Raw genomic sequence first — 13,876 nt, 5'->3', positions numbered from 1 at the left:
TTAATTATAAATTTTATTTATTCTCACTCAATTGTCCCCGGAGGCTTTGACGTGATATCATAAACTACTCGATTTACTTTTTGCACTTTATTAATGATTTCATTGCTAAGTGAATTTAAAAATTCCCACGGTAAATTTGTACTTTGAGCCGTCATGAAATCAATTGTATTTACACATCTCAAAGCCACTACATTTTCATAAGTTCTATTGTCTCCCATTACACCAACAGTTTTTACTGGTAATAAAACTGCGAAAGCTTGAGAAACATGGTGATATAATTTTTCGTTATGTAATTTATTAATAAATAAAGCATCAACTTCTTTCAAAATTTCAGCTTTTTCTGACGTTACTTCGCCAATAATTCTGATTGCAAGCCCCGGACCAGGGAAGGGGTGTCGATAAACTACATCATAAGGTAATCCAAGCTCTAATCCTAGTTGCCTTACTTCATCTTTAAATAATTCTCTTAGTGGTTCTAATAGTTCTAATTTTAAATTTTTAGGTAGCCCACCAACATTGTGGTGTGATTTAATTACTTTTGATGCTTCGCCTGTAGAAGATGATTCAATTACATCTGGGTAAATTGTTCCTTGTGCCAAAAATTTTGCATTAGTTATTTTTTGTGATTCTTCTTGGAAAATATTGACAAAAATTTTACCCATTATTTTTCGTTTTTCCTCAGGCTCAGTAACGCCTTGTAATCCCTTGAAAAAGCGCTCTTGAGCATTTACAAGTTTTAAATTAATTGAAAAATTTTTAGAATAAATTTCCAAAACTTTTTTTGCTTCATTTTTTCTTAATAATCCAGTGTCTACAAAAATACAAGTTAGTTGGTCACCAATTGCCTTTTGGATTAATGTTGCTGCTACAGAAGAATCTACCCCACCACTTAATGCTAAAATCACATGATTTTTACCAACGGTTTTTTGAATTTCAGTAATCTTATTTTGTGTAAAATTAGCCATACTTCAATTTTTGAGGCAATTAGCAATTTCAAATAAAAAGTTACTCAAAATTTTTGCACCATACTCTGAATGAGTTACTTCTGGATGAAATTGAATTCCATACAATTGTTTTTCTATATTTTCAATTACTGCAATTGAATTATCAGATATAGCTAGAGTTTCAAAATTTTCAGGAAGTACTGTTACATGATCTGCGTGGCTCATTCAAACAATTGAGTTATCAGGAATATTTTTTAATAAGTTATTTTGTTTGCTTTCTAGTTTTAGTCTAGCTTTTCCAAATTCTTGAACATCAGCTAATTCAACTTTTCCGCCCATTAATTCAGTAATTATTTGCATTCCATAACAAATACCCAGAATAGGTAAATTTAAGTTTAAAATTTCTGAATCAATTTTATAGTGGTTTTGCATATAAACGCTAGAAGGTCCCCCTGACAAAATTATTGCTTTTAAATCCGGATATTGATTCCGTAATTTTTCTGCAGTAGTATCAAATGGAACAACTTCAACATATACATTCAACTCTCGGATTCTTCTAGCTAAAACTTGGGTGTATTGACTTCCGAAATCTAAAATTACGGCTTCCTTATTCATTTTTTTACTCCTTTTATGTTTTGAAATCAAAAAGTTAATAAAAAATACCAACTTAAAATTTAAATTGGTATTTTTGCATTATTTACTTGGCTTATCTAAAATTTTAAACATATTTTTTTTATAAACTTCAACTCCAGGTTGATCAAAAGGGTTTACACCCAATAAGTAAGCAGAAACTGCACAAGCTCTTTCAAAAAACATAATTAATCAACCTAATGTTTCTTCTTTATTATCTTCTAATAATAAATGAATATTAGGAACTTGTCCTTCTTGCGAGTGAGCTTTTAATGTCGCTTCGAAAGCTGCCTTATTAACATCATGTACAGTTTTTCCGGCTAAGTAATTTAATTCGTCTAAATCTTCATCTGCCGCTTCTAATTTCACATTCAAAGAAGGATTCTTAACAGTCATTACTGTTTCAAATAAAACTTTTGAGCCCTCTTGTATGAATTGTCCTAAAGAGTGTAAGTCGGTTGAAAAAATTACAGAAGCAGGCATTAAGCCTTTCCCATCTTTTCCTTCACTTTCCCCAAAAAGTTGTTTTCATCATTCGTTGAAAAATGCAAAATCAGGCTCATAAGAAACCAACATTTCAACAGCATATTTTTTACTCAATAAATAACGCGCTACAGCATATTTATAAGCATCATTAACTTTTAAGTCAGTTTTTTTATAAACATCATTAGCTTTAGATGCACCTTTTAATATTTTTTCAAAGTCAACTCCCGTTGCCATGATTGGTAAAGCTCCCACAGGAGATAAAACACTAAATCTACCACCAACATCATCAGGGATAATAAATTTTTTATAACCTTTCTGTGTTGCTAAATTATATAATGTTCCTTTTTTGCCATCTGTTGTTGCGATAATAAATTTCTTAGCTTCTTCAGCTCCAATTTGCGCTTCTAACAAATTAGCAAATAATCTAAAAGCGATTGCCGGCTCTGTAGTTGTTCCTGATTTAGAAATTATATTAATTGCAAATTTTTTGTTTTTTACATATTCTAATTGTCGACTTAATGCAATTGAGCTTACAGAAGTTCCTGAAAAAATTATTTCCATTTTTCTTTCAGAAGCAAGCGGTAATTGCCCCTGTACAAAATCAATAGCTGCTTTAGCTCCTAAATACGATCCACCAATTCCGATAACTACTAAAACTTCAACATTTTCTTGATGTAAAAACTCTGCAGTTTTTTTCATGTCTGCAATTTCTAAAGTATTGGGTTTTTCTACTAAATCAATTCATCCTAAGAAATCACTTCCCACAGATGTTTTATCATTTATTTTAGTTGCTATGTTATTTACTTGATTTTGTAAATCTAAAACCTTAGATTCCTCAATCGCAAAATCCAAATTTAAATTTAATCTCTTCATTATTAATTTCCTCTTCTGCGTGTTTTTTCAAATTTTTAAACCCTTTAGCTGTCGGCTTAATTAAATAAATATAAGCTGATTTTTGGTATTTAGGTCTAATTGCTTTATAAGATAAAGTTGATTTTTTGTTTTTGTGATTTACAGTTAAAACTTTTAAACTGATTATGTCACCAATAGTAACAACTTTATTTATGTCAGAAACAAAATAATCACTTATTTCATTTACAAAAATTACTCCTTGGTAATCATCTTCAAGATCAACTCAAAAATATTTATCAGAAATAGATTTTACTTTACCTTTTACTACTTGGTTTTCTTTTATCATATTTTGATATTATACACTTTTTTAAATTTAAAAAATTAGCAGTTATAATTACTTAATTAATTGTAAAATAATTCATATTCTTTTAATAGTATTCAGGTTTTACTATTCCTAAAAAATTGCAATTACGGTATTTGCCTCTACTATCAATTCCAAAACCAGCTACTCATTCATCCGGAATATCTAAACCTCATCAGTCTGGTTCAATGTCTACTTTACGCACAGAAATACTCTTTCTAAATAAAGTTGCAATCTTGATATCTTTAGCTCCAGAACTTAATAAAAATGTTTTAAAAATTTTTAAAGTCTTTCCAGTATCTACTAAATCTTCTAAAATTAAAACTTTTTTGTTGGCGAAAATTCCAATTTCAAAATCAAATTTAGCTTCTATTGTATTATCCTCGCTTATTCTAATTTCTTTCCCATATAAAGATAATTTTGTAGTTTTAAAAATTAATTTAAAATCAAGATAAGGTAATAGATGTCCAGCAAAAACAACAGAACCATCTAGTACTGCAATTACTAAAACTTCTTCTATTTCATCTTTATAATGATTATTTAAATTATTAGCAATTTTTTGGATTGCTAGCTCTATTTGTTCTTTATTTCAAATAACTTTATTGAAAAATTTTTCCATTTTTTTATTTAAACACCTTTTTATAAATTTCATCCACATATTTTAGATGATATTTTGCATCAAAGACATCATTAATTTCTGATTCAGATAAATATTTGCTAATTTCTGATTTTAAAATTTCTGATTTAAATGATGTTTTATTTGCGGTTGCGATGTGTGAAGCTTCTTTAATAATTTGATAAATTTGTTGTCTACTTAAATCAATTTTATTAATTAATTTCAACATTAAGGTTTGTGAAAAAATACTATTTGAAGTGAGGTTAATATTGTAATTGATAGAATCGCTATTAACAATCATTGTTTGTAATGAATTTGTTAATCGATTGGTGATGTAAGCCAAGATTGTTGTTGCATCCAAAAATAAAATTCTTTCATTAGAAGAATGAGAAATGTCTCTTTCATGTCATAAAGCTACATTTTCATTTGCTGTAATTGCATAGCCTTGCAATAATCTTGAAAGCCCGGAAATATTTTCTCAACTAATAGGATTTTTCTTGTGTGGCATAGCGGAAGAACCAACTTGCTCTTTGCTAAAATATTCATTCACTTCATTCACTTCCGTTCTTGCTAAATGACGTAATTCAGTAGTAATTTTATTAATTGACAAACCCATTAAGTTTAGTACATTGAAATAAAATGCATGACTATCACGCGAAAGAATCTGAGTTGATATTTCTGCAGAATTTACTCCTAGCTTTTGGCAAATATAATCTTGTAGTTCTAAACCGGTGTTAGCGTAAGTGCCGACTGCTCCAGAAATTTTCCCGACTTCTAGTTGTTTACGAGCTAGTCTAAATCTCTCTAAATTCTTTTCCATATCATTATAGAAAATTGCAAATTTTAAGCCAAAACTTGTAATTTCGGCATGAATACCATGAGTTCTTCCGATTTGAGCTACATCTTTATATTGAAATGCCAAATTTTGAAGTGTTATCATTAAATTTAAAATTTTAGATTCTAAAAAATCATTAGTTTGTTTGATCAAATAAGCATTAGCAGTATCCACTAAATCAGTAGATGTTAAACCATAATGAATTCATTTTTTTGCTGTAGCATTTACAGAATTACTAATATCATTAATAAAAGCAAAAACATCATGCTTTAAACTTTTTTCCAGTTTTAAAATATTTTTTAAACTAAATTGTATTTCTGCTTTTATTGCTTGTAATTCTTCCTCTGAAAGCAAATTACATTTGGTTAAATATTCAAGTAAAAAAATTTCAATTTTCAATCACGTTTTGTATTTATTTTCATCTGATCAAATTTGGCTTATTTCTGTTACTTCATATCTTTTAATCATTAATTTGTTCCTTAATAATTGTTTGAGTTCTATTTGGGCCAACAGAAATGTAAGCTACTTTTACATTTAAAAATTCCTCAATAAACTTAATGTATTCTTTTGCTTCAAAACAAATATCATCATAATTTTTAATTTGAGTTAAATCTTGATTCCAACCTCTAAATGTCTTATAAATAGGTTTGTACTGCGAAGGGTTTTCTTGAAATAATTGAAAACTTCCTTTTTCTATAATTTTTGAATCAATATTTTCATAGTCCACACAAACTTGAATTTCTTCTAAACCTGTCAAAACATCTAACAGTGTTAAAGCTACATAGTTGATTCCCGAAATTTGTACAGAATATTTTAAAGAAACTAGATCTAATCATCCAATTCTTCGTGGTCTTCTAGTTACTGTTCCGTATTCATTTCCAGCTTCTCGGATTTGGTGTGCTAAAGTTTCATCTGCAATTTCTGATAAAAAATGTCCGGATCCAACTCTAGTTGAATAAGCTTTTACAATTCCTAAAATATTTTGAAATTTTTGAGGCGCTAATCCAGTTCCCGAGATAGCAGCAGCAATAATTGATGAAGAAGTAACGAATGGGTAAGTTCCGTAATCAATGTCTAACAAAATCCCTTGAGCCCCTTCTAAAATAATTTTTTCACCCTTATCATAAGCACGATTTAATAAGTCTACTGTATCAATCAGATAAGGGGCAATTTCTTGTCCAACTTGATAATATTTTTGGGCAATTTCTTCTGCATTTAATTCTGGCAAACCATTTTGCTTAAATAGCATATTTTTAGGTTTAATCGTTAATGCAACTTTTGTTAATAGAGTTTCGTAATTCAAAAGTTCTGAAGCACGAATTCCTAAACGTGCAGCTTTATCAGAATAAGCTGGACCAATCCCTTTGTTAGTTGTTCCGATTTTTTGATCACCACGTAATTGCTCTAATAATCCATCCATAGCAATATGGTAATCAAAAATGATGTGACACATTCTTGAAACAAATAAGCGGTGTGTTGTTTCAAATCCTTTTTCTTTTAAATATTTGATTTCTTGTACTAGTTTGAATGGATTTAAAACCACACCATTACCAATTACTACTTTTGAGCTAAAAATACCCGAAGGAATTAAACTTAATTTATATTTTTGATTATTGAATAAAATTGTGTGACCAGCATTATCTCCACCTTGATAACGCACAACATAATCATATTGCGATGATAATAAATCCGAAAATTTTCCTTTACCTTCATCACCAAATTGACTTCCAACGATAATAAGTGTTTTTCCCACAGTTGAGTTCCTTAAATTTATTATTTTTTATTTGAACGGTTAATTGTTTTTAAAAAATAAAAAAACAATTTTCGAGTTCAAAAATTGTTTTTTTAAATTAAGTACTAATTTAAAAAATAAATTATAAATAAAAAATATTTTTTTAAGTTAATTTAACTTTTAAATTTTGTAAGTTTGTGTGAAAATAGTTATTTTTTTAAAACTATTTTGTGATTCTGTTTGTTAAAATTTTTCCAACAATCGATCCATCAGCAACAGCTGTAGTAATTTGTCTAATATCTTTAACAGTAACATCTCCAATTGCGTAAATTCCAGGAACAGAAGTTTCCATTAATTTATTAACTTTAACAAATCCTCTTTCATCCAAAATTCCCAAATCCTTAGCAAAGTTGGTTGAAGGTAATTGCCCAATAAATGGGAATAGTGAATTAATTTTAAACTCTTTTACTTCTCCATTAACATTGGCGATTGCTTTCTCTAATTTTCCATCACCTTCAAGTTTGGTAATTTCTGAATTGAAAAAGATATGAACATTTTTCTTTTCTTCTAATTCGCGAATTAAAGCTGGTTCAGCATTAAATTTATCATCTTTAACAAAAACGTAAACTTCAGAAGCAATCGAAGCTAAAAAAGCAGATTCTTCAACAGCTGAGTTTCCACCACCAATAACAGCAGTTGGATTCTTACCATATAAAGGTCCGTCACAAATCGCGCAATAAGAAACACCTCTATGTTCAAATTCTAAGGCATTTTCAATTCATTTTGGTCTTCTTTCAACCATTCCACTCGCAATAACAACTGCTTTAGCCCTTAAAACTTCACCACTTTCTAAGACAACTTCTTTATCAAATTCACCATTAGAAATAATGTTAACAACTTTACCAAATAAATGTTTTGCACCAAATTCTTTAGAATGCTCATACATCCTTAAAGCTAATTGGTATCCTTCAATCATTTTATCTCCAGGTCAGTTTTCAATTTTTGATTGATAAACTAACTTACCTCCAGGAGCGCGTTTTTCAATATAAGCAACTTTTAAATCTCCGCGTGATGCATAAACAGCAGCGGTTAAAGCAGCTGGTCCACCACCAATAATAATTACATCAAATTCTTTTTCCATATTTTATCCTCTTTTATGATTGACTAGAATCAACTATATTGTAGTTCATTCTTTCTCAATTATAAATAAAAAACTTAAAAAATGGCTGTTTTTTTAATGAATATCTTGTTTTTTTACTAAATTTAATTTTGAATTTAGAAAATGTGAATTTAATTAATGGTTTTTTAGGTTCTTTCCCCTCTTCCGCTTTGAATTGTGGGAATGCTCAAGTTGTAATTTTTCCGTATCTTTCTATTGTGAAAACGAAATCTGAAAAAAATTGGAAATAAATCATTAATACTAACCCTAAAATAATAAATAGGATCGATTGTACAAAGTAAAAGTCGTAAGCTTCTTCACGTAAATTTTCCATTGACGCTCTTACAACTCCGTAATAGAATATGTACATTCCGCCAGTAACTCCTGGTTTTAATCAACCAAAGAAATTGAAAACTCAAACAATTACAAGATATCCAAACAAAGATGAAAGTGATTCATAGAAGAATAGCGGTACTCTAAATCCAGTTCCGTGATTATCAAAAATGTACATATTATTTCTGAATCATTCTGGATAACCACTTAATTGTTCTCCATCAATAATACCTCCATAAACTTCGTGATTACTGAAGTTTCCTCAACGACCAATAGCTTGGCCAATTAAAACAGCTGGAAGGATATATGAAAAAGCATCCCGATAATCCATTTGCTTTCTAATTCGATATGCATAAAGCAGATTTAAAACAGTCGGTGTGAAAACCCCTCCTTGAATGGATAATCCTCCTTCTCAAATTTTCCATCAAGTTTGGTGAATATTTGAACCATCAACCAAAAGCTGCTCAAATATAAACCACAACCTTGCTCCAATAATAGAAGAAGGGATAGTGATTAAAATAAAGGTGTATAAATAATCCATTTTAATTTTTTTTCTTTTTCAAAAATAAACGATCGTTAGGATTGATGCTACAAATCCTAAAAAAATCATCACTCCGTAAACGTTAATGACGTTGTTAATAATTCATGTACTTTCACCTTTTTTGAAAGCGTATTCAGGTGTTGTTATTGCCATATTACCTCTTGTTATTGATTTTGCATGCGTTGATTAATGATTTTTAAAGGATTCACATCCTCTTTGTATGAAATATACCAGTTAACAGCCGCTTCTATTAATGAAGATGTGTTTCTTCCTGGTTGAACTGGAATTTGGATTTTCTTAATACTTCCACCCAAGATTTCATATTCTAAATCAGCATTTCCTAAACGATCAAAATTATTTTCATTGTTTGCGTTTGGTAATAATTCTATCACCAAATCAATGTAAAGTTTATGTTTACATAGTGCGCTACCATAAATATGCTTTACATCCAAAATTCCAATTCCTCTAACTTCAAGCATGTTTTGAGTAATGTGTGTTGGCCTTCCGATAAAATAATTTCCTAAGCGTGAAATGATAACTGAATCATCAGAAACAAAAATGTGTTTTTTTTGAATTAATTCAAGAATTGCTTCTGATTTACCAATTCCTGATTTACCAATTAGCATAACTCCAATTCCATTTACAATGATCGCCGACCCATGCACAGTTTCTTTTTCAGAAAATTTTTCAGCTAGGTAAGGTCCGATAATTGAAATTAAATGCGATAAGTGATCATCACTTTTGGCAACTGGAATGTCATATTCTGAAGCAATGTCAGAAACTTTTTGAGCCATTTCTTCAGTAAAACCAATCGACAATAAAACTAATGGTGGTTGGTATTTAAAAATGTGGCGTAATTTTTTTTCCAAATCAGCCTCTGGTAAGCTAGCGAATCATTTTCGTTCTACAGTTCCTCATCCGACCATATTTTGAATTTTGTCGTTAACTGCAACAGCACCTGATAGTTCAAGTCCCAAACGATAAATAGATGATTTATAAATTTTACCTTCTTTTTTAACTTTATCTTTATTCAAAAAAGTTAAATGATATTTAGAAATAATTTTATCCGAAGAAATGTAAACATCTTTTTTATTTATTTGCATTTTTTAAAATTTCCTTTAAAAATTGCCCCGTAAATGAGTTAGGATTTTCAGCAACTTGTTTTGGAGTTCCGGTTGCAATAATTTTACCACCATTAGCGCCACCACCAGGTCCTAAATCAATGATATAGTCAGCAGTTTTAATTACATCTAAATTGTGTTCAATCACAACTACAGTGTCTTTATTATCCACAATTCGATTTAAAACACCTAATAAATTGTGGACATCATAAGTATGAAGCCCAGTTGTAGGCTCATCTAAAACATAAATTGTTTTACCAGTTGGCTTTTTTTGTAAAAATGTTGCTAACTTAATTCTTTGTGCTTCTCCACCAGAAAGTGTGGTTGCTGATTGTCCTAATTTAATATACCCCAAACCAACATCAATTAAAGTTGCTAACTTTGTTGCTATTTTTGCTCTTTGTGAAAAAAAATCATACGCTTCATGCACCCGCATATTTAACACATCAGCAATACTTTTACCACGATATTTAATTTCTAATGTTTCATATTTATATCTTGTTCCGTTACAGTGATCGCAAGTTACATAAACATCAGGTAAAAAATGCATTTCAATTTTAATTGAACCATCACCTTGACATTTATCACATCTTCCGCCATTAACATTAAATGAAAATCGCCCTTTTTGGTATCCTCTTGTTCTCGCTTCTTCGGTTGCTGCAAAAACATCCCGGATATCATCAAATACAGATGTATAGGTAGCTGGGTTAGAACGTGGTGTTCTTCCGATTGGCGATTGAGTAACTTGTACTAATTTATCAATATTGTATAAACCCGAAATTTCTTTATGTTCGCCAGGAACTATAGAGCTGTCACTTAATTTCCTTTGAACACCTTTAACTAAAATTTCGTTAACAAGTGTAGATTTACCAGAACCAGAAACCCCAGTGACTGCAATTAATTTTCCAAGCGGGAAATTAACATCAATATCTTTTAAATTATTTTCTGCCGCCCCTTTGATAATAATATTTTGGCCACTGCCGCCCCTTGACTTATCTGGCACTAAAATTTTTCTTTCTCCAGATAGATATTGACCAGTTAATGATTCCTTGTTTTTAATAATATCTTCTACGCTACCTTGAGCAATTAATTGACCACCTTGATCCCCGGCTTTTGGGCCGATGTCAATAATATGATCAGCTTCCCAAATTGTCTCTTCATCATGCTCAACAACTAATAAGGTGTTACCTAATTCCACCATTTTTTTTAATGAGCTAATCAACTTTTGGTTGTCTTTTTGATGTAAACCAATTGAAGGTTCATCAAGCACATATAAAACTCCAGTTAAATTAGAACCAATTTGTGTTGCTAAACGAATTCGTTGCGATTCACCACCAGAAAGTGTTTCGGCTTTTCGATTAAGTGATAGGTAATCTAAACCGACATTAATTAAAAAACTTAATCTTTGATAAATTTCATTTAGGATAACTTCAGCAATTTCTTGATCCATTTTACTTAACTCAATATTTTTCAATTCATTAAGTGTTTGTTCAATTGCTAAACTACCAATTTCAAAAATATTGTATTTACCCATTTTTACAGCTAGAGCACTTGGATTTAGTCTTGCTCCATTACATTCAGCACATTTATGTTCTGACATAAACTTACCATATCATTGACGTAGTTCATCGCTTGAAGTTTCTAAATACTTTCTTTCAACACGGTTCAAAACTCCTTCAATAACTTTGAATCGATTGTACTTGGTCCCACCTTCTGTTTTTACAGTGTAAGAAATTTCTTCTTTAGATCCATTCTTTAAAATTTCAATATCTTTAGCTGGTAAATCCTCGATCGAAATATTTTTGTCAATGTTATAGTAGCTTAATAAATTATCAAATTCTTGTCATTCTAGTGATTTTGTATTTACTGATTGACCAAAAATTTTTAGAGCTCCCTCGTTAATGCTCATAGTTTTATCAGGGACAATTAAATTAAAATTAGCTTTTAAAGTTAAACCGATTCCATGACATGATTCACACATACCATAAGGTGAATTAAATGAAAATAATTTAGTTTCAATTTTAGGCATATCAAAATCACCCTTTGGACACGAATAAATTTGCGAAAAATTTAAAATTTTGCCATTATCCATGTTTTGAATATTCACTAAACCTTTAGAATAACCTAATGCAATTTCCACAGCCTCACTAACCCGATTTCTATTGTCGGAATTTAAAACAATCCTGTCAACAACAATTTCGATATAGTGTTTGCTATTTTTAGCTAAAACAATCTCATCTTCTTCAAGATTAAAAATTTCTCCATTAACTTTAACTCTTAAAAAACCTTCTTTTTTCAATCTTTCAAAAAGTTTTTGGTGTGTCCCCTTTTCCCCATTAACAACAGGAGCTAAAATCATAATTTTAGAATTTTCAGGGTTTTTAAAAATATCGTCAAGAATATCTTTAGTTTTTTTAGCTGTTATTTCAATTTTGTGGCGCGGGCAAAATGGTTTACCGATTCTAGCATATAGTAAACGTAAATAGTCATAAATTTCGGTGACAGTCCCTACAGTCGAACGGGGATTATTGTGGGTAGTTTTTTGCTCAATTGAAATCGCAGGAGATAAACCATCAATTGAATCTACGAGAGGTTTTTTAGTTCCGCCTAAAAATTGTCTTGCATAAGAATTAAGTGATTCAACATACCTCCTTCTTCCTTCTTCGTAAATCGTATTAAAAGCTAAAGAAGATTTTCCTGAACCCGAAACTCCAGTAAGTACAACTAATTGATTTTTAGGAATTACAACATCAAGTGCTTTTAAATTATTCTCTCGAGCACCTTTAACAGTAATAAAATTTTTATCGTTCATATTTTCCTTTTAAATATTAAATAAATTTATCCGGAGATAAATTTTTTTATACTTTTTTTTCTATTTCTTGATTAATTGAATTTGGATCTGTTTTAATATAAAAAACATCATCATTAATCCACACTGTTGAACCCGAATAAATTTTATATCCCTTACCTGTAGGGATTTCTGAATTTACTTTGATATCATTTTTTTCAATAAATTCTTTAGCTTGTCCACCTGTATCAATGATGCGCATTTTTTTAAGTAGCTGCGAAAGCTTAATAAACTCTCCGATAATTAATATTTCCATTTTATCTCCTTTTAATTTTTAACCACGATGCGGTGTGACTAGTTGGCGATTATTAGGGTTGCTTTTGGATAAAACAACAATTCTATCAGCAGATTGATTGAAAAAAATTGTAATTTTATCTTCAAAAACACTTACAGCTTCTTTTAAAAATTTGTAATTTAATGTTATTGTTAAATCCTCGCCTTTCCACTCATAATTATTCGCATATATTTTTGAAGAACCTATTTCTTCAAAAACTGAACTTACAAAAAATTCATTTTTACTTAAATTCAATCTTACACGATTATATTTATCCGATGTTGAAAAAGCCGCTTTTACAAGAATTTCTGATAATTCATTTTTGTCAATGATCAATGCATAAGGGTACTCTTTTGGGAAGATGTTTGAAATATCTTTGTAAATACCATCAAATAATCTGATTTGAATTAATGAGTCTCCATCAACTATATTTAACTTGCGATTGTCATTATAAAATTTAATATCTTTATTTAAATCCATTTGCAAAATTTTCTTTAAACTCTTAATTGGTAAGCATATATCAAAATCTTTTTCAGAATTAATTTCCAAGACTTCGGTCGCCAATCTAAAAGAGTCGGTTGCTGTAAGTCTTAAAACTTTTTCGTTAGCCTTAAAATTTGTATAGTGTAAAACTTTGGCTGCATTTTCTGATGTGGAAGCTGCAAAAATTGTATTTCTAATTGCATTTTTTAGATCACTAAAATTGAGAGTAAATGAATCTCCATATAAATTAAAGTCATTTTGAATTAAATCCTCTTTTTCTAATGTATTTAAATTATATTGATCTAATTTGTTTTTTATTTCTAAAATATTATTTTTTAATTCAAAATCAATTAAACCACTAGATTTTTTAATAATATTTTTTAGTAAGGTGGCAGTTATTAAGAAAGATCCAGGGCTTTTAATTATAACTTTATCTCCATCACTATTTATATCTTTTTTTATTACCATCTCACCATCCGAACCAGTAAGAGTTATTTTGGAGTCTGAAACTTCAATTAAAACACCTCTTAATAAGATATCAAAATTATTGCTATCTATAGCAAAAGAAACAAAATCTAAAGCTTTATCAAAAATATTTTTATTTATTTGGAATTTCATATTTTTTCTTTCTTTCATTATTTAAATTTATATTTACTTATTT

General features: G+C 29.6%; 12 protein-coding genes. All 12 read right to left on the bottom strand.

Translation table 4 applies throughout. The features are described from left to right. Positions 1 to 17 precede the first annotated feature (17 nt). Positions 18 to 1,559: a glutamine-hydrolyzing GMP synthase gene (guaA, locus tag ACW95P_RS03740; protein ID WP_457961895.1), complete on the bottom strand. Its 1,542-nt coding sequence runs from the start codon at positions 1,557 to 1,559 to the stop codon at positions 18 to 20. A 78-nt stretch (positions 1,560 to 1,637) separates the two neighbouring features. Continuing rightward, entirely contained in the window at positions 1,638 to 2,933 is a 1,296-nt protein-coding gene (locus ACW95P_RS03735; RefSeq protein WP_457961894.1) for a glucose-6-phosphate isomerase, read from the bottom strand. Then, positions 2,887 to 3,258, bottom strand: coding sequence for a S1 RNA-binding domain-containing protein (locus tag ACW95P_RS03730; protein WP_457961893.1), 372 nt, complete (start codon positions 3,256 to 3,258; stop codon positions 2,887 to 2,889). The genes ACW95P_RS03735 and ACW95P_RS03730 overlap by 47 nt, the downstream gene beginning before the upstream one ends. An 82-nt stretch (positions 3,259 to 3,340) precedes the next feature. Next, entirely contained in the window at positions 3,341 to 3,892 is a 552-nt protein-coding gene (locus ACW95P_RS03725) for a phosphoribosyltransferase (protein ID WP_457961892.1), read from the bottom strand. Positions 3,893 to 3,896: 4 nt separating this feature from the next. Beyond that, complete coding sequence (purB, locus tag ACW95P_RS03720) at positions 3,897 to 5,192, bottom strand: adenylosuccinate lyase (protein ID WP_457961891.1); 1,296 nt, start codon at positions 5,190 to 5,192, stop codon at positions 3,897 to 3,899. Continuing rightward, a complete protein-coding gene (locus ACW95P_RS03715) occupies positions 5,185 to 6,477 on the bottom strand; it encodes an adenylosuccinate synthase (RefSeq protein WP_457961890.1) in 1,293 nt (430 codons plus the stop codon). Before ACW95P_RS03715 ends, purB begins: the two co-directional genes overlap by 8 nt. A 202-nt stretch (positions 6,478 to 6,679) precedes the next feature. Next, positions 6,680 to 7,597 carry an NAD(P)/FAD-dependent oxidoreductase gene (locus ACW95P_RS03710; protein ID WP_457961889.1) on the bottom strand — a complete coding sequence of 306 codons (918 nt, stop codon included), beginning with the start codon at positions 7,595 to 7,597 and terminating at the stop codon, positions 6,680 to 6,682. A gap of 13 nt (positions 7,598 to 7,610) precedes the next feature. Continuing rightward, positions 7,611 to 8,642, bottom strand: coding sequence for a prolipoprotein diacylglyceryl transferase (lgt, locus tag ACW95P_RS03705; RefSeq protein ID WP_457961888.1), 1,032 nt, complete (start codon positions 8,640 to 8,642; stop codon positions 7,611 to 7,613). Positions 8,643 to 8,653: 11 nt separating this feature from the next. Next, positions 8,654 to 9,592, bottom strand: a complete 939-nt coding sequence (gene hprK / locus ACW95P_RS03700; protein WP_457961887.1) for an HPr(Ser) kinase/phosphatase — start codon at positions 9,590 to 9,592, stop codon at positions 8,654 to 8,656. Further along, positions 9,579 to 12,422: an excinuclease ABC subunit UvrA gene (gene uvrA / locus ACW95P_RS03695; RefSeq protein ID WP_457961886.1), complete on the bottom strand. Its 2,844-nt coding sequence runs from the start codon at positions 12,420 to 12,422 to the stop codon at positions 9,579 to 9,581. Before uvrA ends, hprK begins: the two co-directional genes overlap by 14 nt. Before the next feature lie 46 nt (positions 12,423 to 12,468). After that, positions 12,469 to 12,714 (bottom strand): RNA-binding S4 domain-containing protein, encoded by a 246-nt coding sequence (locus ACW95P_RS03690; RefSeq protein WP_457961885.1) that lies wholly within the window; start codon positions 12,712 to 12,714, stop codon positions 12,469 to 12,471. A gap of 18 nt (positions 12,715 to 12,732) precedes the next feature. Further along, complete coding sequence (gene dnaN, locus ACW95P_RS03685; protein ID WP_457961884.1) at positions 12,733 to 13,851, bottom strand: DNA polymerase III subunit beta; 1,119 nt, start codon at positions 13,849 to 13,851, stop codon at positions 12,733 to 12,735. Positions 13,852 to 13,876 lie beyond the last annotated feature (25 nt).

The organism is Mycoplasma pogonae (assembly GCF_054170725.1).
This window is presented reverse-complemented; position numbering and strand designations above follow the sequence as displayed.